This is a genomic window from Rossellomorea sp. FS2 (assembly GCF_047915635.1).
Lineage (GTDB): Bacteria > Bacillota > Bacilli > Bacillales > Bacillaceae_B > Rossellomorea > Rossellomorea marisflavi_A.
The window spans coordinates 427,281-452,377 of the sequence record NZ_JBLRVS010000001.1 but is presented as its reverse complement, the minus strand read 5'-3'; the positions used below and the strand labels follow the sequence as shown (position 1 = coordinate 452,377).

Here is a 25,097-nt window from a genome sequence, read left to right as displayed (position 1 = left end):
CTCCAATAATTTATGTGATTTCCCTTACGACGATACGGGAACCTTCCACTTTTACAATCTTGATCTTTTCATTCGCTTTGATGAAGCTTCCCTCGGTGACGGCATCGATCCGCTCGTCGTCGATGAGGATGGTGCCCGATGGTCGGAGTGGCGTTTTGGTGATGCCTTCGCGTCCGATGAGTTCCAATCTGTTGGCATTTGAAACGTAACCGCTTTCCGTGGATGTTGAATCTCGCAAAATCATCTTATTGAATAGTCTCATCTTTTTACCAAACACCTTTACATACAGAATGATGGCGGCGATCGCTACAGCGATGGCTATTAGAATCGAGTAACCCATTTGCACAAAATCGCCTCCTGCCATAAAAATGCTGCCGATGACGGCTGCTGCCCCTAGCGTGCCGGCAATTCCTCCCGGGAGGAAAAACTCTGCTATCAACAGCGCGATCCCTATGATGAAGAGGATGAGGGTTTCATACCCCGCAAGACCCGCCACCATATGACCATAGAAGAATAAAAGGAGCGAGCTGATCCCGACTGTTCCTGCTACCCCGAACCCCGGAGAATAAAGTTCTACGATAAGCCCCAGGCTGGCAAGTGACAGGAGGATCGGAACGACGACCGGATTCGTCAAGAAGCGGGCAAGCTTTTCAGCGAAGGTTGCTTCCACATTCACAACAGAATCCTCTTCAGCGCCCAGCTTTTGAAGAAGTTCATCCATATTGCTTACCGTACCGTCGGAATATCCGACTTTTTCGGCGTCACTAGCCCCCAGGGTCAACAGCTCACCCTTCTCAAGGTCGACTTCGGGGATGGAAATAGAATCGTCAGCCATCGCCATGGCGTACTTCGGATCACGATCCTTGGATTCAGCTGCACTTTTCATGGAAGACAGCCAATAGCTCTGAGCTTTTTTATCCGCTGCGTTTCCTTCCTGGTCGATGACAGCTGCAGAACCGAATTGTCCATTCGGCACCATATAGATTTCATCGGCGTGAAGGGCCAGGAACGCCCCAGCAGACAACGCCTTATGATTAACGAAGGCGACTGTCTTTGTATCGATTCCATCCATGAGCTGACCGATATCACCCGCGGCATCCACAAGACCACCCGGGGTGTTGAGATCGAAAATGATCACATCTGCTCCGGCATCTTCCGCTTCCTTGACGGCCCGTTCAAGGAAGGCATGCAGACCGCGTTCCACTTCTTTGTGGACCGGGATCACATAGGCCTCTTTGGCGGCGGCACCTGTCAATGGCTGGATCAGCGAATACCCGAAAAGGAACAGGAACAAAACCAATAATCCTTTTTTCAAACAGACCCCCTCGTTTCATTAAAATTATTCCCTGACTTATGTACGTTTGAGTTGGGGATCAGGTTTCATCTTTTTTGAATTTTTCTCAGGCGGCAAGATTCTGGTTGAAAGAGTGGAACGTGATCAGGGCGGCGTGACGGGCACACATCTGTAGGAGAGGATCCGCGGGGCTGTTGATGCATGCTACTTACTAAAAAAGCCGGCAAGCTACTGCTTCCCGGCTTTTTCCTATGATAGATGTTGAAGAACAAGTTTATTGACGAGAGCCCCATCAGCTTTCCCTTTTACCTTGGGCATGATCGCTCCCATCACTCTGCCCATGTCAGCTTTAGATGAAGCGCCCACTTCTGCTACCGTCTCTTGGACGATGGCTGAAACTTCTTCTTCCGAAAGCTGCTTAGGCATATATATTTCGACGTAAGTCAGTTCTGCTTGGAGTTTCTCCACGAGATCGTCACGACCTGCGCTTTGAAACTCCTGGAGGGAGTCTTTCCGTTGTTTGACTTCTCGAGAAAGGACTGTCAACTCTTCGTCTTCAGAGAGCTGCTGTTTCCCGAACTTGATGGCTTCATTTTGAAGTGAGGCCTTCAGCATGCGGATGACGGACAGCTTCTCCTTTTCTTTGTTTTTCATCGCTTGTTTCATATCATCATTTAAACGATCGAGAAGACTCATGGTTACACCCTCTCTTAGAACTTACGTTTTCTTGCTGCTTCTGATTTCTTTTTGCGTTTTACGCTTGGTTTTTCATAGAATTCGCGCTTTCTAAACTCTTGTAAAGTTCCTGTTTTAGAAACTGAGCGTTTGAAGCGACGAAGAGCATCTTCAAGCGATTCGTTTTTACGAACAACTGTTTTTGACATCTCTCTTTCCCTCCCTCCGAACACACTACACTTACATGTTCAAGTCAGAAATGGTTTGTACCAAATCCAAGGACAATGGATGTCCCTTTACTTAAGATCTTCCCTTGCTGCATTGTCACAAGGGGACAGAAAGTGTATGTCTTTCTTGGATGAATCCCACAAAGTACTAAAAGGAATCCATGTACTTTGCCATTATAATATATCCTATGTGATAGGTCAACAATTTATCCCGAATCGGGACATAAATAGGCATGTCCTCCGCGGTTTCCCCATAGATTTGAGTATGCTCTTCTATTCAGTCGGAAGGGAAATGATCAGATCATGGGACATATGTTGGTTTTCATTCTATTCATCGCTTGCTTCCTATTCGGGATGACCTGGCTGAGGACAGGGCTGTTCAACCTTGCCAGTGATAATATCCGGAGGTGGCTTCACTACCTGACCCATACACCGGTCAGGGGCGTCTTGACCGGGACGGTCCTGACGGCATTGATTCACAGTAGTTCAGCGGTCATGGTGTTGACAGTAGGGCTTGCTTCCTCGGGCATGATTCCGTTCAGACAGACGATCGGGATCATGCTGGGTTCAAATATCGGGACCACCTTCACGTTGGAAATGTTCACACTCAACCTGAATATGCTCATCATCCCTGCCGCCGTCGCGGGAACCATCCTCCTCTTATTCGGATCGACGAATGGCAGGAGCTTCGGGATGACCTTGGTGGGCTTCAGCTTGATCTTCACCGCCATCATGGGCATTCAGCACCTTGCTGAACCCCTGACGCAGCATCCGGCGATGAAAGGGTACATGGAGAACATGGATCGCCATCTCTTACTCGCCCTCTTGGTCGGCTGTCTTCTCACTGCCATCATCCAGTCCAGCACGGTGGTGACAGGGGTTGCCATGGGGTTTCTTGCGGCAGGGTCGATCGGGATCGATACGGGCATCGCGGTGATGCTCGGAGCAAACGTGGGGACATGTATCACCGCCATCATGGCGAGCTTCGGCGGGGGACGGGAGGCAAAGCTCACGGCCTATGCACATGTGTGGCTGAACGTCATCGGCGTCGGACTTTTCATACCTCTTATTCCCCTTTTGACGAGAGGCGTAGAGGCCCTCTCGTCTTCAGGGGATATGCAGCTCGCCCACGCCAGTGTGATCTTCAACCTTGTCTGCTCGCTTATGGTCCTTCCGTTCGCTTCAAGATTCGCCCGATTTGTTGAAAGAATACACGGTCCCAAGGAATGATGAAAAAGAGGTTAGAACATATCAAAAAAGGGACCATTTAACGACGAACACGATCAGTTCAGATTCTTTATACGCTCATGATTTTCGTGCAAGACTTCTCTTTCCGCGGGTAGCCCGTGAGCTTCCCCGGCTGGCCTGCGGGTTATCACATCAGCTACTCTTCCCGTAGGAGTCTTTGTCTTGCACCCCAAACAACCGCTGGAAACGATGATGGTCATGAACCAATTGAAAAAACCGAATTCATTTGCCTTATCGCAAGTGAATTCGGTTTTTACGATGACTGAAACACTTTTGTCCCAGCCGCGCCCTATATAACCTTAGTAGTCAGATTCTGCAGCAAGTCCCTGCATGATTTTCACACCGGAGCTCGCACCAAGTCTTGTGGCTCCTGCTTCAATCATGTTTTGGGCATCTTCAAGGGAGCGGACTCCTCCAGATGCTTTGACGCCGATATCAGGTCCGACCGTTTCCCTCATGAGGGTGATGTCGGCTACCGTTGCCCCACCAGTGGAGAATCCAGTAGACGTCTTCACATAATCGGCACCTGCCTCAACAGCAAGCTTGCAGGCTTTCACCTTTTCTTCGTCCGTCAGAAGGCATGTCTCGATGATGACCTTTGATAGGGCTTTTCCTTTAGAAGCTGCCACGACCGCTTCCATATCCCGTTTCACCAATGCATCATCCCCGCTCTTAAGCGCGCCGATGTTGATGACCATGTCCACTTCCGTCGCTCCATTGGCAATGGCATCTTTTGTTTCGAATGCCTTCACTTCAGGGGTGGAAGCTCCAAGTGGGAATCCGATGACCGTGCAGACCTTCACCTGTGTTCCTTCAAGCAGTTCATGTGCATATGCCACCCAAGTAGGGTTCACACATACAGATGCGAATGTATATTCTTTTGCCTCTTGACAGAGGATTTCGACTTGTTCTTTTGTTGATTCCGGTTTCAGTAATGTATGGTCGATCATATTAGCAATTTGTTGAGCCATTCCAATCTCTCCTTTTAACAGTTGTCCGTACCTCCATCATCATACCAAAATCCTCTGAAAAAGACGAGTATTTCTTGTTGGAAGATCACGCACCACTCCAGCTATCATAGGGATGAGACCGTTTTCCCCGACATTCCATTCTAGATCTTGTAGACCCTTGCTTCATATGGTTTGAGCGTGATCATACTCGATTCTTCATGAGCTTCGACTTCATGATTGGCCAAGAGCAGTCGGGAAGACACCACCTGGATGTCACCAAGATCCGCTTCCGCACCCTCCGTCGATAAATTCGTGAGCACTACGACACGGGTGTCTTCAACGCTTCGGGTATACGCATAGATCTGCGGATGATTCTCAAGAAGCAGCTCGTAGACCCCATAGGTGAACACAGGCTCTGATTTCTTAAGTGCAATCATTTTCTTATAGAATGAAAGGATTGATTCTGGATCTTTTTCCTGTGCGGATACATTGATCTTCTTGTAGTTCGGATTGACTTTCATCCACGGCTCCGCCGAGGAGAAGCCTGCTTGTTCAGCAGCAGACCACTGCATCGGAGTACGGCTGTTATCACGTGATGAAGCCCAGATGATCTCCATGATGGCGTCATGCTCCAATCCTTCCTCACGCTTGGCGCGGTACAGATTCTTCACAGCCACATCATCATAGTCCTCTAGGTTAGGGAACTGGACGTTGGTCATGCCGATTTCCTGTCCCTGATAGATGAACGGTGTCCCCTGCATGAGGAAGTACATCGCTCCCATGGCAGTAGCGCTCTCCCTCCATAGATCGGTATCATTCCCCCAGGTCGACACCACCCGCGGCTTATCATGGTTTTCGATGAAAAGGGCATTCCAGCCGTCGCCCTCAAGCCCTTTCTGCCAACGGCTGAGGACCTTCTTCAATTCCACGATATCGAGATCGGCATCAGACTCGGCATCCCACAGTCCAAGATGTTCGAACTGGAAGATCATGTCCATCTTCCCTTCCTTCTCCCCGACCCAAAGACCTGCCTCATCTGCGCTTACGCCATTGGCTTCGCCCACCGTCAACACATCATAGTTCGCATAGGTCTTTTCTTTGAATTCCTTGAGGAAGGTGTGGATCCCCTCCTGGTTCATATGCATATCGAATGATGAAACATATTTCTTCCCATCAGGATTCGGCATATCCGGAAGACCTGGTCGCTTCTTGATATGGCTGATGGCATCGATCCGGAAACCGTCGATTCCTTTATCAAGCCACCAGTTCACCGTATCATACAGCGCTTCACGGACATCAGGATTCTCCCAGTTCAAGTCGGGTTGCTTTGTCGAGAACACGTGAAGATAGTATTGCCCTGATTCTTCATCAAATTGCCATGCCGAACCATTGAAGATACTTTCCCAGTTGTTCGGTTCCTTCCCGTCTTTAGCGTCCCTCCAGATATACCAGTCCCTTTTCGGACTATCGACAGCGCTCCTGGATTCAATGAACCATGGGTGTTCATCGCTCGTGTGATTCAACACGAGGTCCATGATCAGCTTCATATCCCGCTTGTGAACCTCAGACAAGAGCTGATCGAAGTCCTCCATCGTGCCGAAATCCTTCATGATGTCTTGATAGTCGGATATATCATACCCATTATCATCATTCGGAGATTCATATACCGGGCAGATCCAGATCACATCGACGCCAAGATCCTTGATATAGTCAAGCCGTTGAATGACACCTTGAATATCACCGATTCCGTCACCGTTGGAATCTTGAAAACTCCGGGGGTAAATCTGATATCCCACTGCTTCTTTACGCCATGATCGTTCCATCTCATCACACCTTATCTATATTTTTAGATTAAACGCTTTCAAATTAAATGCAATCGTTTGCACAATCGTAGAAAAAAAGTACTGGAGAGGTTTATTCCAGCTACGTTTAGTTTACCTGCTTCCATGGGTCATAGCAATATCTATTTTATAAATTTGCACAGTCACGACAAGGTTTTTACTTCTTGCAGTTCCGAGCCATGAAAAAAAGGCCGCCAATCGGCAGCCTTTTCATCAGATAACAGCTTTTTGATCCTCGAGGACCCGTACGAATTCACCTTGGTTGGTCGGATAACCGGCCTTGGTGATTTTCACCTTCACGAGTTTCCCGATCATCTCCTCGCTTGCAGGGAAGATAACTTTCAGGTAGTTATCCGTATACCCTACATACAGATTCCCGTCCACCTGTTCTTCAGGAATCACTTCCAGCACTTCGTTTTCAAAGCGGGAAGCGTACTCCTTCGCCAGCTGATCAGATAGATTGATGAGGCGATGAACGCGTTCATTCTTCACCTCTTCATCGATTTGATCATCCATTCTGGCAGCCGGTGTACCGGTCCTCTGAGAGTAAGGGAACACATGAAGCTCTGAGAATTTTTGATCTTTGATGAAATTATACGTTTCCATGAACTCTTCTTCTGTTTCACCCGGGAATCCGACAATCACGTCAGAAGTGACAGCCAAGCCCGGCAGAGCTTTCTTGAGCTTTTCAAGCCTTTCAGCGAAGAATTCCATCGTATATTTTCTGCGCATCCGCTTCAGGACGGTATTGGAACCCGATTGAAGCGGAATATGGAGATGCCTCACGACCATATTGGATCGATCGATCACATCGATGACTTCATCCGTAAGCTGACTCGCTTCGATGGATGAGATCCTGATCCGCTTCAGCCCCTTCACCTTCTTCTCGAGGTCGGTGAGAAGCATGGCAAGATTGTAGTCTTTCATGTCTTCCCCGTATCCTCCAGTATGAATCCCGGTCAAGACGATTTCCTTGTATCCTGCATCAACCAGTTGCTGTGCCTGGTTGATGACTTCTTCGGGGTCACGGGAGCGCATGAGTCCGCGGGCCCATGGAATGATGCAGAACGTGCAGAAGTTGTTGCAGCCTTCCTGGATCTTGAGTGAAGCCCTTGTACGGTCCGTAAAGGCCGGTACATCCAGCTCTTCATATACGCGGTTTTTCATGATATTGGTCACGCCGTTGATCGGCTGGCGTTCTTTTTTGTACTCTTCGATGTATGTGAGCATCTTCCTGCGGTCCTGCGTTCCGACTACGATATCCACTCCGGGGATGGCCATGATTTCTGCAGGGGAGGTCTGCGCATAGCATCCCGTCACGCAGATGACTGCGTCGGGATTCTTACGGATTGCCCTCCTGATTACCTGACGGCTCTTTTTATCCCCCGTATTTGTCACTGTACACGTATTGATCACGTATACGTCTGAAATGGAGTCATACTCCACCCGGTCGTATCCTTCTTCTTTAAACAGCTGCCAGATCGCTTCTGTTTCATAATGATTCACTTTGCATCCTAACGTATGGAACGCTACTGATGGCATTGCCTTCACCTCATTAATTCTAATTGATAGCTGATGGCGGACAGAGCATAAAGAGGAGCGGTCTCCGTCCGTAGGATCCTCGGTCCGAGGCCGCATGGGATGAACCCGTTTTCCTTGCACAATTCCACTTCGCTATCGGTCAAACCGCCTTCGGGTCCGAATAGGATCAAGACCCTTTGTGAAGGCTTCACTTCCGAGAGCACGTTTGAAAGATTGCTTCTTTCTCCCGCTCTCGATTCTTCTTCATATGCGACAAGCTTGTAATCATACCCCTCGGCTTCCACAAGCAATTCTTTTAACGTAAGCGGTGAAGAAAGGTCGGGGATCAGCGTGCGGTGCGACTGTTCGGCCGCTTCCTTGACAATCTTCTCCCAGCGCTCGACTTTCTTCTTCCCCTTCTTTTCATCCCATTTCACAATGGAGCGTTCTGCTTTAAAAGGGATAAATCCCGAGGCGCCAAGCTCGGTTCCCTTCTGAAGGATCCATTCCAACTTATCCCCTTTCGGCAAACCGCTCGCAATGGTGACTGAAATTGGCATTTCCTTCTTGTCCGACTCCCATTCTACTATCGATACATCGACAGCGTCACTGGAAATCCTTTCAATTTTCCCGATGGCAGAGGATTGGTCAGGAAAAACAACGAAGAGCTCGCTGCCTTCCTGCATCCTCATCACCCGGACGATATGATGATGATCTTCTCCTGAAATGGAGACCCATTCTCCATCGTGATAGGGTTCCCCTACAAAGTAGCGCTGCATATCAATTCACCGGCCGCTTCGCGATGATGGCAACCCAGTCTTCCATCACCATGACTTCTTCCACGTGGAACCCTGCACCTTCAAGAGCGTCACGGACCTGCTGTTTCTTCGGCTGGATGATCCCTGACGTGATGAAATATCCACCGGGCTTCGTGAGGCGATATGCGTCCTCGGTGAAGCGAAGGATGATTTCAGCCAGGATATTCGCTACAATCACATCGGCTTCCTCCGTGATGCCTTCAAGGAGATTATTCTGATCCACCGTCACGATGTTCTGGACCTTATTCAGCTTGACATTCAATCTTGCCGAGCGTACGGCTACTTCATCCAGGTCATATGCGTTCACTCGCTCTGCCTTCATGAGGGCAGAGGCGATGGATAAGACACCGGATCCGGTCCCGACGTCGAGGACGAAGTCGTTTTCCTTCACGGTCCGCTCAAGGGCCTGGATGCACATGACCGTGGTGGGATGCGTACCCGTACCGAATGCCATACCAGGGTCGAGCTCGATGATGAGTTCGTCGCTGTTGACAGGGGTATACTCTTCCCACGTCGGCACGATCGTCACCTTATCAGAAATCTTCACCGGGTGATAATATTTTTTCCACGCCGTCGCCCACTCTTCCTCATTCACTTCGGAAATCTCCACTTTGTTCTCACCGATATCGATGTCATAGGTCACGAGATTGGTGATGCCCTGCTTGATTTCCTCAACGGTTTCACCAAGGAAGCTGTTGACCGGCAGATACGCTTTGACCAACACACCTTCATTGGGATAATCCTCAGGGTCGAGTTGGTAGATCTCCCCGAATACGTCTTCCCGTTCTTTGATCAGCTCCATCGGATCTTCAATCACGACACCACTGGCACCTGATTCATGAAGGATATTGGAAACTGGTTCGATTGCTTCGTTCGTTGTAAGGATACTGATTTCTGACCATTTCATGTTTCTCTACCAACTCCGTTCTGAGTTATTCACCTTTGAAGGCTTTTTTCACTTTATCAAAAAAACTTTCGTGCTGTTCATCCGGTATCTGCCCGCTGATATCGGCAAATTCCCTTAACAGCTGTTTCTGTTTTTCTGTCAGCTTGGACGGAGTGACGACCTTGATCAGGACGTGCTGATCGCCTGTACCATAGCCTCTTACATTCGGAACACCTTTCCCTTTTACGCGGAAGCGGGTACCCGTCTGTGTGCCTCCAGGGACCTTGAGTTTGACCTTGCCGTGCAATGTCGGTACCTCGATTTCATCTCCGAGGGCAGCCTGTGCAAACGTGATTGGCATTTCGCAGTAAACGTCATCTCCATTACGCTCGAAGAAATCATGGCTCCGTACGTGGAACACGACATAGAGATCTCCCGCAGGCCCGCCGTTGATGCCTGGTTCACCTTGACCACTCACCCGCAGCTGCTGTCCATCATCGATTCCTGCAGGGATCTTGACGGAGATCTTGCGGCGTTTTTGCACCTTGCCGTCTCCCCCACATGTCCTGCACTTCTCTTTGATCTGTTTACCCGATCCATTACAGTGGTGGCATACACGTCGGTTGACGATCCGTCCGAATGGGGTATTCTGCTCCACATTCAGCTGGCCGGAACCTTGACAGTGGGAGCATGTTTCCACTTTCGTCCCGGGTTTCGCACCCGATCCATGACAGGTATCGCATTCTTCTTCTCTTGGAATCTCGATTTCGGTATCTTTTCCGAAGACCGCTTCTTCGAAGGAAAGCGTCATGGTGTACTGCAGATCGGCTCCTGCCCTTGGGGCGTTCGGATCGCGTCTTCTGCCACCACCTCCGCCGCCGCCGAAGAACGTGTTGAAGATATCTTCGAATCCTCCGAATCCTCCGCCGAAGTCTCCTGCTCCACCGCCGCCGAATCCCTGGTTTGGATCGGTATGTCCGAATCGATCATACTGAGCCCGCTTCTGATCATCGCTCAATACTTCGTACGCTTCTTTCACTTCTTTGAACTTGTCTGCAGCATCCGCTTCTTTATTAATATCAGGATGATATTTTTTGGAGAGTTTGCGGTATGCTTTCTTCATTTCTTCTTTCGAGGCGCCTTTTTCGACACCGAGAACTTCATAATAGTCCCGTTTACTCATTCAAACACCACTCCCGAATCCTTTGCATAAAGGTTATTTTAACATTGGGGGAGATCCATTATCAATAGAAACCATCGGATCCCTCCCCATAGAAAAAGCCAAAGCCAAGAACCGTCCTGACTTTGACTTTTTTCAATGGTTGATTTATTTCTTTTCGTCATCTACTTCTTCGTACTCAGCGTCTACGACGTCATCGTTCTTTGCGTCTCCGCCTTCAGCTCCCTGTGCAGCCTGTGCTTCTGCCTGGGCTTGCTCGTAAAGCTTCATGGAAAGGTTCTGAACGACTTCCTGAAGTGCGTCTTTCTTCTCACGGATCAGGTCAAGATCGTTCTTCTCGATCGCTTCCTTCAGTTCCGCTTTCGCATCTTCCGCTTTTTTCACTTCTTCTTCGTCCACTTTGCCTTCAAGGTCTTTAAGCGTTTTTTCCGTTTGGAAGACGAGTTGGTCTGCTTCATTGCGAAGTTCGACTTCCTCTTTACGCTTCTTATCCGCATCGGCGTTTTCTTCTGCTTCCTTCACCATGCGTTCAACCTCTTCATCTGAAAGGCCAGTTGACGACTTGATTGTGATGTTTTGCTCTTTACCTGTGCCGAGGTCTTTCGCACTTACGTTGACGATCCCGTTCTTATCAATGTCGAATTTAACTTCGATTTGAGGAACACCGCGTGGAGCCGGCGGGATATCAGCAAGTTGGAAACGGCCAAGCGTTTTGTTATCCGCAGCCATCGGGCGTTCACCTTGAAGCACATGGATATCAACGGCTGTCTGATTGTCAGCGGCTGTTGAGAACACTTGTGATTTTGATGTAGGGATCGTTGTGTTACGATCGATGAGCTTTGTTGATACGCCACCCATTGTTTCGATACCGAGTGAAAGTGGAGTTACGTCGAGAAGGACAACGTCTTTGACGTCACCAGTAAGGACTCCACCTTGGATTGCAGCACCCATTGCCACAACTTCATCCGGGTTAACGCCTTTTGAAGGCTCTTTTCCGGTTTCTTTGCGGATCGCTTCTTGAACGGCAGGAATACGGGTTGATCCGCCAACAAGGATGATCTTGTCGATCTCGCTTGCAGATAGACCGGCATCTTTCATCGCTTGGCGAGTAGGTCCCATAGTACGCTCTACAAGGTCAGAAGAAATTTCTTCGAATTTCGCACGGGATAGAGTGACTTCAAGGTGAAGCGGTCCAGCTTCTCCGGCCGTGATGAACGGAAGGGAGATTTGGGTGGACGTGACACCAGAAAGGTCTTTTTTCGCTTTTTCAGCTGCATCTTTCAAGCGTTGAAGAGCCATTTTGTCTTTTGAAAGATCAATGCCGTTTTCTTTTTTGAATTCAGCTACAAGATAATCGATGATGACTTGGTCGAAGTCATCCCCACCAAGACGGTTGTCACCCGCAGTTGAACGGACTTCAAATACACCGTCACCGAGTTCAAGGATGGATACGTCGAACGTACCGCCACCAAGGTCATATACAAGGATCGTTTGATCTTCGTCCATTTTATCGAGTCCGTAAGCAAGAGCTGCTGCCGTCGGCTCGTTGATGATGCGTTCTACTTCAAGACCGGCGATCTTACCCGCATCCTTCGTTGCTTGACGCTCGGCATCGTTGAAGTAAGCAGGTACAGTGATGACTGCTTTATCAACGGTTTCGCCAAGATAGTCTTCAGCGTATGATTTCAAGTGTTGAAGGATCATGGCTGAGATTTCTTGAGGCGTGTAGTCTTTTCCTTCCGCTTCCACTTTGTGGGCGGTACCCATGTGGCGTTTAACGGAAATGATGGTGTTAGGGTTTGTGATCGCTTGACGCTTCGCTACTTCCCCAACTTGTTTTTCTCCATTTTTGAATGCGACAACAGAAGGTGTCGTACGGTTACCTTCAGCGTTGGCGATGACTTTCGGTTCTCCGCCTTCAAGTACGGATACGCAAGAGTTTGTTGTACCTAAGTCGATTCCGATAATTTTACTCATCGTAGAAAAACCTCCCTGTATTCATATGTAGTGTATTATTGATTGACTTTCACCATGGATGGACGGATGACGCGGTCCTTTAGCTTGTAGCCTTTTTGGAACTCTTCGACAACCACGTTGCTTCCGTATGCTTCGTCTTCAGTCTGCATGACGGCTTGATGCATATGCGGATCAAACTCTTGTCCTACAGCCTCGATCGCTTCTACACCTTCTTTTTTGAGGGCTTCGATCAGGCTTCTGTGGACCATTTCCATCCCTTGAAGGAGGGTTTTTGTTTGATCATTATCCGCTTCTATATTCAAAGCGCGTTCAAAGTTATCGAGGGCCGGCAATAATTCAGTGATCAATGCCTGCGAGCGATACTTTTCCTTCGCTTCATTCTCAGCATTTATACGGCGACGGAAGTTATCGAAATCCGCTCTGAGGCGAAGATAGCGATTCTCGGATTCGTCAAGCTTCGCCTGGAGCTCGGACAGTTCATCAGTTGTTTGCTCTTCCTGAGGTTCTTCTTCAGCGAAAACCTCTTCAACTGTTTCTTCATTGTCCACTTTCGGCTGTTCTTCATTCAATTCTTGATCATTCTTCGTTTCTTCAGACAATTCGTTCACCTCCTTAAAATAAGTGTGACTTCTACAATATAGCCACTAGCTTTTGCTTTGATACAGCTTGGTCAGCACCTTGGACATATCCGTCGAAAAGAAGTCGAGGAGGCTGATCACCCTGGAATAATCCATCCGTGTCGGACCGATGATGGCGATCGACCCCAGCTGCTCCCTCCCGATTGAGTAGGTCGCGGTGATGAGGCTGCAGTTTTCCATGGCAAGATTGTTATTCTCTTTACCGATCTTGATGCTGAGCCCGGACCCAGAAGGACGGATCAGATCGTAGATGCTTTCTTCTTGATCAATCATCTCAAGAAGGAGCCTGACTTTCTGGATATCGTTGAACTCAGGCTGATTCAGCATATTTGTCTTCCCGCCGAAGAACAGTTTATCCGTTCCCGACAGATGGAAGTCATCGAGCATCGAATGCAGGATGCTGTCATAGCTTTCGATATGCCGTTTCAGTAGGATGGCAACTTCCTTGAAGATGCGGTCGTTCAGCTCACTGAGGGGAACGCCCGTGAGGCGGTCATTCAGGATATTGACGAGCTTTTCAAGGTCACTTGCATCCATGCCCGGCGGCAGGGCCACCGTTTTATTCTCCACATGACCATTTTCGGTCACAATGATGGCGATCGCAGTTTCGCGGTTAAGCGGAATGAGCTCGATTTTACGGAGTTTGTTCTCCTTCACATCCGGCCCGAGGACGATCGTAGTATAATTGGTTAAATCGGAAAGGATCTTGGCTGATTTCTGAACCACTTTCTCCAGCTCATAAATCCTCTCGGAAAAGATCGAACGCAGTGCATTCACTTCATTCTTCTCCAGCTTTTGTGGAGATAGAAGATGATCGACATAGTACCGGTACCCTTTCTCGGAAGGGACGCGGCCTGAAGAAGTGTGGGTCTTTTCGATGAACCCGAGTTCTTCAAGGTCGGCCATTTCGTTCCGGATCGTTGCCGAACTGAAGGAGATTTCATCCTTCTTGGACAGGCTCCGGGAGCCGACCGGCTGAGCCGACATGATAAAGTCGTCGATAATGACTTGTAGAATAAGAAGTTGTCGATCTGTTAACAACATTCATCACCCCTGTTAGCACTCTTAGATACTGAGTGCTAAATCTAATAATAAATTATCAAATCATGATAGGGATGTCAATATTTTAGATCACACCAAGGAAAGATTGAAATACTTCATTCCCCAGGAAACGTCCCTGCTTCGTGAGACGGATCCGATCGCCTGCAACCTCGAGGAGTCCCTTACCCGTCATCTCCTCCAGCGCATCGGGGAAGATGCTTTCGACGGACGCACCGAATTTCTCTTCGAATCTCTTCCTGCTGACCCCTGCTGTCTTCCTTAAACCAAGGAACATCTCTTCTTCCATCATCTCGCCTTTGGTCACATCATGGGACTGGATCGTAGGTACCTCACCCATGCTCACAGGTTCCATGTATTTCTTCAATGGACCGTGGTTGGAATAGCGCACTCCGTTTATATAACCGTGTGCACCGGCTCCTAAACCAACATATTCTTCATTATCCCAATAAACAAGGTTATGAAGGCTCTCAAAGCCTTCCTTGGCAAAGTTGCTGATTTCATATTGATGGATGCCATACCGTTCCATCGTCTGGATGAGCACATCGTACATGGCGGCCTCCTGCTCCTGTGACGGCAGGGACAGCTTTCCTTTTCTCATCAGGTTGTAAAACACCGTCTTCGGTTCCACGATCAGGGAGTATGCCGAGTAATGAGGCAATCCAAGATCGAGGGCCTTCGTCAGGGTGTCCTTAAAATCTTCTTCCGTCTGCTTCGGCAGGCTGTAGATCAGATCGATGCTGATATTTTCAAAGCCGACCTTCTCAGCGGCTTTGACGGAAGTGTACACGTCTTCACTCTTATGCGTCCGCCCGATCGACTTCAGCAGGTCATCATTGAACGACTGTACACCGAAGCTCAATCGGTTTACACCATGGTCCTTCAGCACCTTCAGCTTCTCTTCCCCCAGATCTCCGGGGTTCGCTTCGAACGTGAACTCCCCTCCTGAGAACGGGAGATGTTCATTGATCTTTTCGCATAGATATGCAAGCTGGCGTGCATCCAGGGATGTCGGGGTACCCCCGCCGACGAAGATCGTATCGAGCTGTCCTTCCTGCCTGCGCAGTTTCATTTCTTCTCCGAGCCGCATCAAATACTCATCGACCGGCTGGCCTTCAAGGAACACCTTATTAAAATCACAGTAGTGACAGATATGTTCGCAGAAAGGGATGTGGATATAGGCTGATTTGGCCATTGATATCCCTCCTATTTCAACTCATAGAGAAAGGGGGCAAGCGCCGAATCATCCGACGCTTTCCCCCTTCCCCCTGTATGTGTGCGCCCCCATCCGTTGGGGGTGGTCATTATTTTGAATCCGTGTCGTCCATTTTAAGGACGGCCATGAATGCTTCCTGAGGCACCTCGACGGAACCGACGGACTTCATTCGCTTTTTACCTTCTTTTTGTTTCTCGAGAAGCTTACGCTTACGGGAGATGTCCCCGCCGTAACATTTAGCCAGTACGTTCTTGCGGATGGCCTTGATGGTTGAACGGGCAACGATTTTTTGTCCGATCGCCGCTTGGATCGGCACTTCGAACTGCTGTCTCGGGATCAGCTGCTTGAGCTTTTCCACGATGAGCTTCCCGCGTTCGTAGGCGAAATCCCTGTGGACGATGAAACTGAGGGCATCGACGTTCTCTCCATTCAGGAGGATGTCCATCTTCACAAGCTTCGATTCTTTGTAGCCGATAAGCTCATAATCGAAGGAAGCATACCCTTTCGTATTGGACTTCAATTGATCGAAGAAGTCATAGACGATTTCCGCCAGGGGAATTTCGTAGACGATGTTCACGCGCGTATCGTCCATGTACTGCATGTCGATGAAGTTTCCGCGCTTATTCTGGCATAGCTCCATGACGGCGCCCACGTAATCATTCGGCACCATGATGGTTGCCTTAACATATGGCTCCTGTACATGATCGACCTTCTGAGGGTCCGGCATCATGGATGGATTATCGACGCTGAGGGTCTCTCCGTCGGTCAGCTCTACGTGATAGATAACGCTCGGTGCCGTCGTGATCAGGTCGATCTTGAATTCCCTCTCGATCCGTTCCTGGATGATCTCCATATGAAGGAGTCCAAGGAAACCACAACGGAAACCGAAACCGAGTGCCTGGGAGGTTTCAGGTTCATACTGAAGGGCCGAGTCGTTCAATTCAAGCTTTTCAAGGGCTTCACGAAGATCATTGTATCGATTGGAATCGATCGGGTACAGACCGCAGTAAACCATCGGATTCATGCGGCGGTAACCTGGAAGTGCTTCTTCAGCCGGGTTGTTTGCAAGGGTGATGGTGTCCCCTACACGGGTATCCCCTACATTCTTGATGGAAGCTGTCAGGAAACCAACATCCCCGACGGTAAGCTCCTTGAGTCCAGTCGGTTTCGGTGTGAAAACGCCGACCTCGGTGACTTCGAATTCTTTCCCGGTCGCCATCATACGGACTTTGTCTCCGACTTTGACGGTCCCTTCCATCACACGGATGTATGCGACAACGCCTCTGTATGCATCATAGAGGGAATCGAAGATCAGTGCTTTCAGTGGCGCATCGGGATCACCCTGTGGAGCAGGTACTTTCTCCACGATCTGCTCGAGGATATCCTCGATTCCGATTCCCGCCTTGGCAGAAGCAAGGACCGCATCCGATGCATCCAAACCGATGACATCTTCCACTTCCTGTCTGACCCTTTCAGGATCTGCCGCAGGAAGGTCGATCTTATTGATGACCGGCAGGATTTCAAGATCATTGTCCAAAGCAAGGTACACGTTGGCAAGGGTCTGTGCTTCGATCCCCTGTGCTGCGTCCACTACGAGTACGGCCCCTTCGCACGCTGCAAGGCTTCGGGATACTTCATATGTAAAATCGACGTGTCCCGGAGTATCGATCAAATGGAAGATATACTCCTCGCCGTCTTTCGCCGCATATTTCAACTGAACTGAATTCAGTTTGATTGTAATACCGCGCTCTCTCTCAAGGTCCATGGAATCGAGCAGCTGCTCTTTCATTTCACGGGCGGTCAGCGCTTTTGTCTTTTCAAGGATTCGGTCAGCCAGGGTCGATTTCCCATGATCGATATGCGCGATGATGGAAAAGTTCCTGATCCTGGACTGTCTGTTCAATTTTTCTTCACGATTCATTCTATGTTCAACTCCTGTAAATTCCACACATATACACTAGTTTGAATTATAGCAGTACCATCTGCAATATTCAATGTAAACTGAAGCCGCCAGGTTATATGAGTGAACTGAGGAAGTCGAGGAGCTTATTGGTGATGCCCTCCACCAGACCCGCGATGGTTTTGCCGATGGATGAAAAGAAATTATAGGCTTTCATTTCCTCCAGCTTTTCTTTCTTTTCTTTAAGCGTCTTCCCTTCGACATCTTCTCCCAAAATGGTTGCTTCAATATTCCCTTCAGGATCCTCCGAAACCTTTACCGGTGCGGAGAAGGCATCGTCATGCTGGGCGCCTTTCGTTTCCACGATCCCATCATTGGCATATTGCATTCCGATCAGCACGCCGAGGAATAAGGCCACCGCCAAAACAAGACATTTCAGTGTGAACATCTTCATGAACATCCTTCTCCTTTCATCTCTTCGTCCCACCGTTCAGGTAATCAGCGTACGCTTTTGAAAAAGCGCGGGCAGACCGTTCGATCTCATCGGTCGAATTATCCACCCCTCCGAACTCCAGGAGGAGGGAATGACCCGACAGGTCCTGGTTGAAGCGCCCGTCCGTATCCGCACCGCCTTTGAGGATGATCCCACGGGTGATACCGGGAGAAGCGGACTCTAGTTTTGATACCATTTCCCGGGCAAATTCAAGATTCTTCTCATACCCCGGCTGATCCCGGCCGATGACAAAAGCGATCCTCGCATATCGTTTGTCATGGATGGTCGCCGTCGAAACGGAAGGATCCACCGCGTCACGGTGGATATCCAGGAGCGTGACCGGCTGCCGATGACTGAGGATCACAGGGATCAGAAGCTCCCTCGACTTTTCATACGCCCTTCCATAGTGCAGATCCTGCTCAAGCAGCTGCCGGATCACATCGGTCCGGTCAAGCTCAGCATGGATGCCCTCATTTTCCAGCTCTTTTTTGATCATAACCCCGGCGTCCATGACCGTACTCCCGTCCCCATACGCTTCTTCTGAATGGGTGAAATACAAGAATACCTCCCCTTCCGTAGGATGACTGTATAGATGACCGGCCGGGATGAGCGTAAGGGTAAACAAGAGAAGGGCAGGGTTTTTTAAAAACCGTGTCAGAGAACGTCTATGATTACTTTCTACCATCATCAGGCACCTTCTTTCATGCCTCTCACTAGTATTTCTATTCATCTGATAGAGATGATAGAACGGCAATTAGTAGCATTATCGGGAAATCCCCCCGGATTTAAACCCAAATGCAAAAACCCCCTCAACGCAGGGGGCAGACGATCATCTCGTTTTGAATCCGGTATCGTCCTGGTCGACGGCCTCATGAAGTGCAGCATTCAGCCCGTTGGCGATCAGGTTGGACATGTCTTCGATGAACACATCCACTTCCTTCGGTGTAACCATGAGATTATGGCCGATCGGGGCAAGGACCTCATGAATCAGCTTCCTTTTTTCATCATCGGCGAGGGTTCCGACCACTCCCAAAAATGTCTGGCGGTGAGCTTCCTCAGGCAGATCATCTTCGGTTAGCTTGCGCCGTTCCCCAAAGCTCAGTCCGGCCGGGGCAAGGGACCGGGACGGGCGGTCTCCTTCTTTCAGCTCTTTGCCGAAATGCTTCAATAGAAAATCCACTGTATCGCTGACGATCGTCACCGCATCGAGTACGGTCGGGACACCGATGGCAAAAACGGGTACCCCGAGCGTCTCTTCATCCAACCCTTTCCTTTTGTTCCCCACGCCTGAACCTGGATGTATTCCCGTATCCGAAATCTGTATGGTGGCATTCACCCTTTCAATGGAACGTGAGGCAAGGGCATCGATGGCGATGATGAAGTCCGGTTTTGACTTTTCCACCACACCGAAGATGATATCGCTCGTCTCGATCCCTGTCAGCCCCATGACCCCGGGAACAATGGCACTCACGGAGCGATACCCTTCCTCTACGGATTCAGGCTGCAGCCTGAACAGATGCCTGGTCACGATCACATCCTCGCATACCCTTGGTCCGAGAGAGTCCGGCGTCACATTCCAGTTCCCCAGTCCTACGATCAAACAGCTGGCGTCTTTCGCGATGTTCTTATTCTCGATGAACCGCGAAAATTCCCTCGCAAAAATCTTCTCCACCCTTTGTTGGAGCTCTGTATCCTCTTCCCGGATACCATAGGCTTCAATGGTCAGATAGTTTCCCGCTTTCTTTCCGATCTTGTCTTCGCCTTCCTTTGAGATCGACACGAGGGACACTTTCACATCATCCTCTTCCTTTTCTTTGATGATGACTCCGGGAATGTCGGATTGATCCTCCCCTTGGTCGGCGAGTGCCATCTCACGTGCCTCAACGGCGAGATCAGTTCGGACTTCATAAACACTTAAATCGAGGTTTTCTTCCTTTTTCATGCGCGCATACCCCCACGTCTGGATTCTTGCTATTATATTTTCCTTAAGCACCCGGCTTCATTCACCCGTTTAAATTCATCCTGAGTATTGCATTCTGCCGGTGCGTTTGATAAAATATCACTTGTTCTTATTAGTTAGGAATATACACGAGTCAAATAGAATCTCGAACCTTTTGTAGGAGGTGACAGAAATGCCAAACATTAAATCAGCTATCAAACGCGTGAGAACAAACAACGAACGCAACGTTAAAAATGCAGCTGTGAAATCTTCAATGCGTACTGCAATCAAGAAAGCAGAAGCGGCAGCTACTAATAACGAAGATAACGCTCAAGAACTAGTGAAAGTAGCCGTGAGCCAGCTTGACAAAGCAGCTCAAAAAGGTTTGATCCACAAAAACACTGCGGATCGCCAAAAAGCTCGCCTAATGAAAAAAGCGAACTAATGAAAAAACCATTCCGTTTGATGATCGGAATGGTTTTTTTGTGTTTATATGTTCTTTTATTTTGTGAAGATGGGGATTGAGGTGGAACGTTGACCGTTCCTTTCCGCTCCAGGCGCTTGCTTTCCGCGGGGAGGAAGTCGAGCCTCCTCGGCTGCGCCTCCGGGGTCTCGAGCTTTCCTCACTTCCCGCCGGAGTCAAGCGCCTTCCGCTTCAATCCACTCTGTTATTCTCGACGGGGTTTCCCATGAAGAAAACATCCTGCTATCAATTCTTGAACGTTCATTTTCATTTTTACTGGGTCTTGATAAAGGATCGTCTAATTATTCATACTGTGCATGTCATGCATTTTCCCCTTCACAGTGCATGCAGCTTTAAGAGGAAGAGCTCGATCATGAGTTCTTTTTTGATTTTTCCGGATTTGATTTCGTAATCTCCCTGTGAGAGGAGGTCGATGATGCGGGACAGCTGTGCGTCGTCGAAGTGTTTTGCCTGTCCTGCGGCGAGCTTCACCCTGAAGGGGTGGACCTTTAGGTTGGTGGCGATTTTTTGCTGGCCGTAGCCCCTTCGTGACAGCTCCTTCACTCCATAGATCAAGCGGAACTGGCCGGCAAGGATGGCCAGGATCTTAAGGGGCTCTTCGTTCTGCTTCAGGAGGTCGTAATAGATCCTGAGTGCCTCGTCGGTACGCCTTTGGACAACCTTGTCCACGAGGGCGAAGATATTCTGCTCAAGAGAACGGGACGTAAGCTTTTCCACGACGGCGGCGTCGACGAGGTTCGTGTCGCTCGCATAGAGGGACAGCTTGTCCAGTTCCTGGGTGAGCATCATCAGATTGGTCCCGGCAAGATTGATGAGAAGCTCCACTGCTTCTTCATCGATCTGAACCCCATGCGTCGTGGCGCGTTCGCGGATCCACGATTTCAGTTCCTGTTCCGACAGCTTCTTGGCCTCTACCACTTCTCCGGCTTTTTTCAAGGCTTTCATGATCTTTTTCCGCTCATCCAGCTTTTCATAGTGAGCTGTGATGACAAGGATCGTATAGGGGGCCGGTGACTGTATGTAATCTTCCAGGCGCTTCACGTTATGCTCCACTTTCCCCTTTGATTTCTCCGAGGTGAGGAAGATGGGGTTCTGAAGGATCACGACTCTCCTCTCTCCCATGAATGGAAAGGTTTCGGCATCTTCAATCGCCACTTCCACCGGTGTTTCTTCCAGATCATAGGTCGAAAAGTTGAAGTCCATCTCTTCTTCCGTGATGGCATGGGATATGATCCTTTGCCGGGTTTCATTAATAATAAATGATTCATTTCCGTAAACTAAGTAAATCGGGGAGAATCGGGCATTCTCTATTTTCTTCCAGATATCGATAACCAAGACAGCACTCTCCAATATTTCTTTCTATCCCTCTATGGTAGAAAAGCTTTACCCATTTGGCAAGTGGAAAAGGGGACGCCCACCGTAAAGGACACCCCCTATATCTATATTAACGCGACAGCAAAAGACCTAGGAACCTTGAGCTGCAGCGGTATTTCCCTCTTGTGGATTAGTTTCACCCCATGCCTCGGTCTTATGGGTGACAACTCTTGTCAGTAAAGGAAAATGTAAAGTGAAAGTATAGATTTTTACCGGGTGATGCTCTATACTAAAATAGAAATAGGAGGGGTAAAAGTTGAATCAATTCGAAAAGAACGTACAATCGAAACGTAATGATGCAGTAGATTCAGGCGTCGGCTTTGTTGTCTCTTTTGGCTTCTTCGCTGTCATGTTCGTAATTGCAACCGTTATCAAACTTATCGGTTCATAAAAGAACAGGAAGGAGGCAGACCAAAAAGGGTCACGGTTCTTCAATTCCCGTATGTGGTACTCACCGAAGTATCCTACACATGACTTGAAGCTCCATGACGCTTTTACCGGTCTGCCTTTTTTTCATACTCCCATCCTATGGCCGGTGGGCAGAAAACGTTCCGCTTCCCCTCCAAAAATGATAGGTCACCGCCCCATCGTCCGCCGTGTTGTAGATTTTTACGCCCCTGTTCCCCAGGCGCTCCACCACATCGGGGTGCGGGTGACCGAATCGATTGTCCTTTCCGGCTGAAATGATGGCCACTTGGGCATCCACCTTTTCCAAAAATTCCTCCGACGTACTCGATGCACTGCCGTGGTGCCCCACCTTCAGGACGTCCGCTTCAACGTTGTACCGCCGGATCATCTTCCTTTCCCCGCTTTCTTCCAGATCACCGGTGAAAAGCCATTTCATCCCGCCGATATGGGCATAGATCACAAGGGAATCATCATTCCCCTCATACACCTGGTCATCGGGGGAAAGGATGGAAAAGGAGCTGTCCCCCGCCTGCCACGCGTCCCCCAACTTCGCTTCCCGTACGACACTCCCCCCTGCAGCAATCATGACATTCGCCATCACTTCCTTTTGCCCGCTCCCAGGTGAGATCCATACTTCTTTTACATCCAGTCCTTCCAGCACATCCACCGCTCCACCTACATGATCAAGATCGCCGTGGGTAAGGATCAGTTTGTCTACCGACCGGATGCCCTTGCTTTTCAAATAGGGCACTACGATATCTTTCCCCGTCGAGAATGCTTTTTTCCTCTCCTCCCACTCTTCCTGCGGGAAAATCAGATTCCCCCCTGTATCGATCAGATACGTTCCCTGATTGAAAGGAAGATCGATTAGAATCGCATCCCCTTGCCCGACATCGATGAACGTGATCTCTCCGTATGGACGGTACGTATTCCATATAAGATGCAGACTGATGAAAGAAACAAGGATCACCGTGGATTTCATCCACCTCCCTTTTTCCACGAGCAAAAAACCCGCCCATATGATGACGAAGTAACCGGCTATCAAGATCGCGTGCGGCTTGCCCAGAATGAGCGTACTGAACGGGAAGGAAGCAAGGAACACGGAGAAACGATCCGTCCACCAAAGCAGGGATTGGAATATATCCATGGCAAAGGGAAGATGGATGCCCATGACCGTTGCAGCATACAGAAGGAAAGCCATGGGGAGGATGACGAGGGAATAGAGTGGAACGTAGAGGAGATTCGTCACAAATCCAATCAAGGAAAACTCAAAGAAGTGATGGAGGATGAAAGGCAAGGATGCCACCTGGGAAACGAAGGTCACCTTAAAGGCCTGCAGAAGGGTTGAAGAGCTCGAGAGGATCCGGTTGGAAGAGAGGACGAGAGAAAAACTGACAAAGAAGGACAGCTGGAACCCGGCATGAAACAAGAGGAAGGGGTCATAAAAGACCATTATACTGAAGATGAGGCTGAGACTATCGAGAGTCTTGATCCCAAGGAAGGCTTTTTGCCCCAGGAGAATGACGATGAGCATGGACGAAGCCCTCACGACAGATGGTGCGGCACCCGTCATGACCATATAGCACAGAAGGAATACAATCACGACCCACCCTGCCCGTTCTTTCCGAAGTCCCGCCCTGAGAAGAAAGAAGAAGACTCCAGCCGAGATGAGGCCTACATGAAGACCCGAGATTGCAAGCAGATGAACGACACCGAGTGCTCTGTAGGCCTCCATTGTCTCTTCTGCTATCTCTCCCGTTTCCCCGAATAGCAAGGCCTGGGTGATGCCGACCGCTTCAGGTGGAAAGGACGAAGCGATCAACTTCAACCCCTCCGCCCGGACCTGTACAAGCTTATCGCGCCAACTGTTTGATGGGACGCACGTGCTGAAAGAATCGACTTTTAGGGTCCAATACGTCTTCTGCTGATACAGATATTCCTTGTAATCGAATAAATTTGGGTTCCCACTCCCGTTTGGTGCCTGGAGTTCCCCTGTTACGGTACAGGCCGTTCCGGGGGATATCGATGAGAAACGCTCTTTTTCTGATGGGGATGACAAGTAATAGGTGAGGGCTGCCGATTCCCCTCCGGTGTCAATGGAAGAAGAGAAGCGGTTTCCATCAATGGATGGGATGTTCGTTATGGTGATCATGAAGGTGGTTTGATCTGGAGAAAGGAGGCTGAAGCGGCTGTTCTGTTGGTAGAGGCCGTTCAAGTATGAGAGGAAGATAAGGAAGGAGCAAAGGAAGATCCGCGGGGATTTCCGTAAGATCAGGGAGAGAAACAGAAGGGAAAGAACGAAAGCACCCCAAACCCATTGAAGTGCCAGAAGCGTCCCTGCCAACACGGAGATCCCTCCGTACAGAAAGAACTCCCTATCGACCCTATTCATTGAACAGTTTCATATATTCCTGTTCATAGTGGCTGACTTTTTCTTCATCCGCCCCGCATGCCCTGAGGTCTTCAATCATCCCGGTGATCATGGCTGCTTTTTCCCGATGATGGACATCGATGCTGTTCTCATCGAATTGAACCTTTTCCACTTTGACTCCCGCCTGTTCAAACAGCTGGATTGCATAAGGATGATTCTTATAATCTTTTGCGTAATAAACCGTTGTGATGCCCGCCTGGATTATGGCTTTGCAGCATTGCAGGCAAGGAAAATGTGTCACATATATATCGGACTGTCCCGAACCGACGCCAAATTTGGCACATTGGAGAAGGGCATTCATCTCTGCGTGGATCGTACGCACACAATGATTATCAATCACATAGCAGCCTTCGTCGATACAGTGGTCTCCGCCTGCGATGGAGCCGTTATATCCTCCTGCAATGATCCTTTTATCCCTTACAATCGTCGCACCGACGGCAAGCCTTGTACAGGTGCTCCTAAGTGCCAGCAAATGACTTTGAGCCATGAAATATTGATGCCACGCAATTCGTTCCATTAATACTCCCCTTTTCTACTG

General features: G+C 49.2%; 23 protein-coding genes. 3 read left to right on the top strand and 20 right to left on the bottom strand.

What is annotated here, in order from left to right:
- Nucleotides 1-10: 10 nt before the first annotated feature.
- The 3 genes from ACNA6I_RS02410 to rpsU form a co-directional block, all read right to left on the bottom strand.
- Nucleotides 11-1,315 carry an NfeD family protein gene (locus ACNA6I_RS02410; protein ID WP_416312912.1) on the bottom strand — a complete coding sequence of 435 codons (1,305 nt, stop codon included), beginning with the start codon at nt 1,313-1,315 and terminating at the stop codon, nt 11-13.
- 228 nt (nt 1,316-1,543) lie between these two features.
- Nucleotides 1,544-1,990: a GatB/YqeY domain-containing protein gene (locus tag ACNA6I_RS02405; RefSeq protein WP_048016269.1), complete on the bottom strand. Its 447-nt coding sequence runs from the start codon at nt 1,988-1,990 to the stop codon at nt 1,544-1,546.
- Nucleotides 1,991-2,004: 14 nt separating this feature from the next.
- Nucleotides 2,005-2,178, bottom strand: a complete 174-nt coding sequence (rpsU, locus tag ACNA6I_RS02400) for a 30S ribosomal protein S21 (RefSeq protein WP_032087602.1) — start codon at nt 2,176-2,178, stop codon at nt 2,005-2,007.
- A gap of 330 nt (nt 2,179-2,508) precedes the next feature.
- Here rpsU and ACNA6I_RS02395 point away from each other — a divergent pair, with 330 nt between their 5' ends.
- Nucleotides 2,509-3,426, top strand: a complete 918-nt coding sequence (locus ACNA6I_RS02395) for a Na/Pi symporter (RefSeq protein WP_231593233.1) — start codon at nt 2,509-2,511, stop codon at nt 3,424-3,426.
- 317 nt (nt 3,427-3,743) lie between these two features.
- Here the strand turns inward: ACNA6I_RS02395 and deoC are convergent, their stop codons facing one another.
- The 14 genes from deoC to gpr form a co-directional block, all read right to left on the bottom strand.
- A complete protein-coding gene (gene deoC / locus ACNA6I_RS02390; protein WP_048006141.1) occupies nt 3,744-4,415 on the bottom strand; it encodes a deoxyribose-phosphate aldolase in 672 nt (223 codons plus the stop codon).
- 140 nt (nt 4,416-4,555) lie between these two features.
- Nucleotides 4,556-6,217: a glycoside hydrolase family 13 protein gene (locus ACNA6I_RS02385; RefSeq protein ID WP_416312911.1), complete on the bottom strand. Its 1,662-nt coding sequence runs from the start codon at nt 6,215-6,217 to the stop codon at nt 4,556-4,558.
- A 231-nt stretch (nt 6,218-6,448) separates the two neighbouring features.
- Nucleotides 6,449-7,777 carry a tRNA (N(6)-L-threonylcarbamoyladenosine(37)-C(2))-methylthiotransferase MtaB gene (gene mtaB, locus ACNA6I_RS02380; RefSeq protein WP_416312910.1) on the bottom strand — a complete coding sequence of 443 codons (1,329 nt, stop codon included), beginning with the start codon at nt 7,775-7,777 and terminating at the stop codon, nt 6,449-6,451.
- Nucleotides 7,778-7,782: 5 nt separating this feature from the next.
- Entirely contained in the window at nt 7,783-8,535 is a 753-nt protein-coding gene (locus ACNA6I_RS02375; RefSeq protein WP_048006144.1) for a 16S rRNA (uracil(1498)-N(3))-methyltransferase, read from the bottom strand.
- 1 nt (nt 8,536) lies between these two features.
- Nucleotides 8,537-9,481, bottom strand: coding sequence for a 50S ribosomal protein L11 methyltransferase (gene prmA / locus ACNA6I_RS02370; protein WP_048006145.1), 945 nt, complete (start codon nt 9,479-9,481; stop codon nt 8,537-8,539).
- Nucleotides 9,482-9,506: 25 nt separating this feature from the next.
- A complete protein-coding gene (dnaJ, locus tag ACNA6I_RS02365) occupies nt 9,507-10,643 on the bottom strand; it encodes a molecular chaperone DnaJ (protein WP_048006146.1) in 1,137 nt (378 codons plus the stop codon).
- A 144-nt stretch (nt 10,644-10,787) separates the two neighbouring features.
- Nucleotides 10,788-12,617 (bottom strand): molecular chaperone DnaK, encoded by a 1,830-nt coding sequence (dnaK, locus tag ACNA6I_RS02360; RefSeq protein WP_048006147.1) that lies wholly within the window; start codon nt 12,615-12,617, stop codon nt 10,788-10,790.
- Between the two features lie 35 nt (nt 12,618-12,652).
- Nucleotides 12,653-13,216 carry a nucleotide exchange factor GrpE gene (grpE, locus tag ACNA6I_RS02355; RefSeq protein ID WP_048006148.1) on the bottom strand — a complete coding sequence of 188 codons (564 nt, stop codon included), beginning with the start codon at nt 13,214-13,216 and terminating at the stop codon, nt 12,653-12,655.
- Between the two features lie 45 nt (nt 13,217-13,261).
- Nucleotides 13,262-14,296 carry a heat-inducible transcriptional repressor HrcA gene (hrcA, locus tag ACNA6I_RS02350; RefSeq protein WP_048016289.1) on the bottom strand — a complete coding sequence of 345 codons (1,035 nt, stop codon included), beginning with the start codon at nt 14,294-14,296 and terminating at the stop codon, nt 13,262-13,264.
- 85 nt (nt 14,297-14,381) lie between these two features.
- Nucleotides 14,382-15,509, bottom strand: a complete 1,128-nt coding sequence (hemW, locus tag ACNA6I_RS02345; protein WP_048012614.1) for a radical SAM family heme chaperone HemW — start codon at nt 15,507-15,509, stop codon at nt 14,382-14,384.
- Nucleotides 15,510-15,618: 109 nt separating this feature from the next.
- Nucleotides 15,619-17,451 carry a translation elongation factor 4 gene (gene lepA, locus ACNA6I_RS02340; RefSeq protein WP_048006150.1) on the bottom strand — a complete coding sequence of 611 codons (1,833 nt, stop codon included), beginning with the start codon at nt 17,449-17,451 and terminating at the stop codon, nt 15,619-15,621.
- A gap of 94 nt (nt 17,452-17,545) precedes the next feature.
- Nucleotides 17,546-17,884: a DUF3679 domain-containing protein gene (locus ACNA6I_RS02335; protein ID WP_048006151.1), complete on the bottom strand. Its 339-nt coding sequence runs from the start codon at nt 17,882-17,884 to the stop codon at nt 17,546-17,548.
- A gap of 16 nt (nt 17,885-17,900) precedes the next feature.
- Complete coding sequence (spoIIP, locus tag ACNA6I_RS02330; protein WP_053072225.1) at nt 17,901-18,611, bottom strand: stage II sporulation protein P; 711 nt, start codon at nt 18,609-18,611, stop codon at nt 17,901-17,903.
- 141 nt (nt 18,612-18,752) lie between these two features.
- The gene (gpr, locus tag ACNA6I_RS02325) at nt 18,753-19,865 is read right to left on the bottom strand and encodes a GPR endopeptidase (protein WP_048006152.1); all 1,113 of its coding nucleotides are present in this window, start codon (nt 19,863-19,865) and stop codon (nt 18,753-18,755) included.
- A 190-nt stretch (nt 19,866-20,055) separates the two neighbouring features.
- On the opposite strand from gpr, the gene rpsT reads away from it, so the two are divergent.
- Nucleotides 20,056-20,307: a 30S ribosomal protein S20 gene (gene rpsT / locus ACNA6I_RS02320; RefSeq protein ID WP_048006153.1), complete on the top strand. Its 252-nt coding sequence runs from the start codon at nt 20,056-20,058 to the stop codon at nt 20,305-20,307.
- Nucleotides 20,308-20,661: 354 nt separating this feature from the next.
- Here the strand turns inward: rpsT and holA are convergent, their stop codons facing one another.
- Nucleotides 20,662-21,681 (bottom strand): DNA polymerase III subunit delta, encoded by a 1,020-nt coding sequence (holA, locus tag ACNA6I_RS02315; protein ID WP_416312909.1) that lies wholly within the window; start codon nt 21,679-21,681, stop codon nt 20,662-20,664.
- A 295-nt stretch (nt 21,682-21,976) separates the two neighbouring features.
- Here holA and ACNA6I_RS02310 point away from each other — a divergent pair, with 295 nt between their 5' ends.
- Entirely contained in the window at nt 21,977-22,111 is a 135-nt protein-coding gene (locus ACNA6I_RS02310; RefSeq protein ID WP_048006155.1) for a YqzM family protein, read from the top strand.
- Between the two features lie 135 nt (nt 22,112-22,246).
- Here ACNA6I_RS02310 and ACNA6I_RS02305 read toward each other — a convergent pair whose 3' ends face one another.
- Together ACNA6I_RS02305 and ACNA6I_RS02300 are read right to left on the bottom strand one after the other, a co-directional pair.
- Complete coding sequence (locus ACNA6I_RS02305) at nt 22,247-24,520, bottom strand: DNA internalization-related competence protein ComEC/Rec2 (protein WP_252264897.1); 2,274 nt, start codon at nt 24,518-24,520, stop codon at nt 22,247-22,249.
- Entirely contained in the window at nt 24,513-25,076 is a 564-nt protein-coding gene (locus ACNA6I_RS02300) for a ComE operon protein 2 (RefSeq protein WP_048006157.1), read from the bottom strand. The genes ACNA6I_RS02305 and ACNA6I_RS02300 overlap by 8 nt, the downstream gene beginning before the upstream one ends.
- Nucleotides 25,077-25,097 lie beyond the last annotated feature (21 nt).

Bases quoted from the DNA above. Each gene is read 5' to 3' on its own strand.
- ACNA6I_RS02405 (WP_048016269.1), bottom strand. From the start codon at position 1,990: ATGAGTCTTCTCGATCGTTTAAATGATGATATGAAACAAGCGATGAAA.
- rpsU (WP_032087602.1), bottom strand. From the start codon at position 2,178: ATGTCAAAAACAGTTGTTCGTAAAAACGAATCGCTTGAAGATGCTCTT.
- ACNA6I_RS02395 (WP_231593233.1), top strand. From the start codon at position 2,509: ATGTTGGTTTTCATTCTATTCATCGCTTGCTTCCTATTCGGGATGACC.
- deoC (WP_048006141.1), bottom strand. From the start codon at position 4,415: ATGGCTCAACAAATTGCTAATATGATCGACCATACATTACTGAAACCG.
- ACNA6I_RS02385 (WP_416312911.1), bottom strand. From the start codon at position 6,217: ATGGAACGATCATGGCGTAAAGAAGCAGTGGGATATCAGATTTACCCC.
- mtaB (WP_416312910.1), bottom strand. From the start codon at position 7,777: ATGCCATCAGTAGCGTTCCATACGTTAGGATGCAAAGTGAATCATTAT.
- ACNA6I_RS02375 (WP_048006144.1), bottom strand. From the start codon at position 8,535: ATGCAGCGCTACTTTGTAGGGGAACCCTATCACGATGGAGAATGGGTC.
- prmA (WP_048006145.1), bottom strand. From the start codon at position 9,481: ATGAAATGGTCAGAAATCAGTATCCTTACAACGAACGAAGCAATCGAA.
- dnaJ (WP_048006146.1), bottom strand. From the start codon at position 10,643: ATGAGTAAACGGGACTATTATGAAGTTCTCGGTGTCGAAAAAGGCGCC.
- dnaK (WP_048006147.1), bottom strand. From the start codon at position 12,617: ATGAGTAAAATTATCGGAATCGACTTAGGTACAACAAACTCTTGCGTA.
- hemW (WP_048012614.1), bottom strand. From the start codon at position 15,509: ATGGCCAAATCAGCCTATATCCACATCCCTTTCTGCGAACATATCTGT.
- lepA (WP_048006150.1), bottom strand. From the start codon at position 17,451: ATGAATCGTGAAGAAAAATTGAACAGACAGTCCAGGATCAGGAACTTT.
- ACNA6I_RS02335 (WP_048006151.1), bottom strand. From the start codon at position 17,884: ATGAAGATGTTCACACTGAAATGTCTTGTTTTGGCGGTGGCCTTATTC.
- spoIIP (WP_053072225.1), bottom strand. From the start codon at position 18,611: ATGATGGTAGAAAGTAATCATAGACGTTCTCTGACACGGTTTTTAAAA.
- gpr (WP_048006152.1), bottom strand. From the start codon at position 19,865: ATGAAAAAGGAAGAAAACCTCGATTTAAGTGTTTATGAAGTCCGAACT.
- rpsT (WP_048006153.1), top strand. From the start codon at position 20,056: ATGCCAAACATTAAATCAGCTATCAAACGCGTGAGAACAAACAACGAA.
- ACNA6I_RS02305 (WP_252264897.1), bottom strand. From the start codon at position 24,520: ATGAATAGGGTCGATAGGGAGTTCTTTCTGTACGGAGGGATCTCCGTG.
- ACNA6I_RS02300 (WP_048006157.1), bottom strand. From the start codon at position 25,076: ATGGAACGAATTGCGTGGCATCAATATTTCATGGCTCAAAGTCATTTG.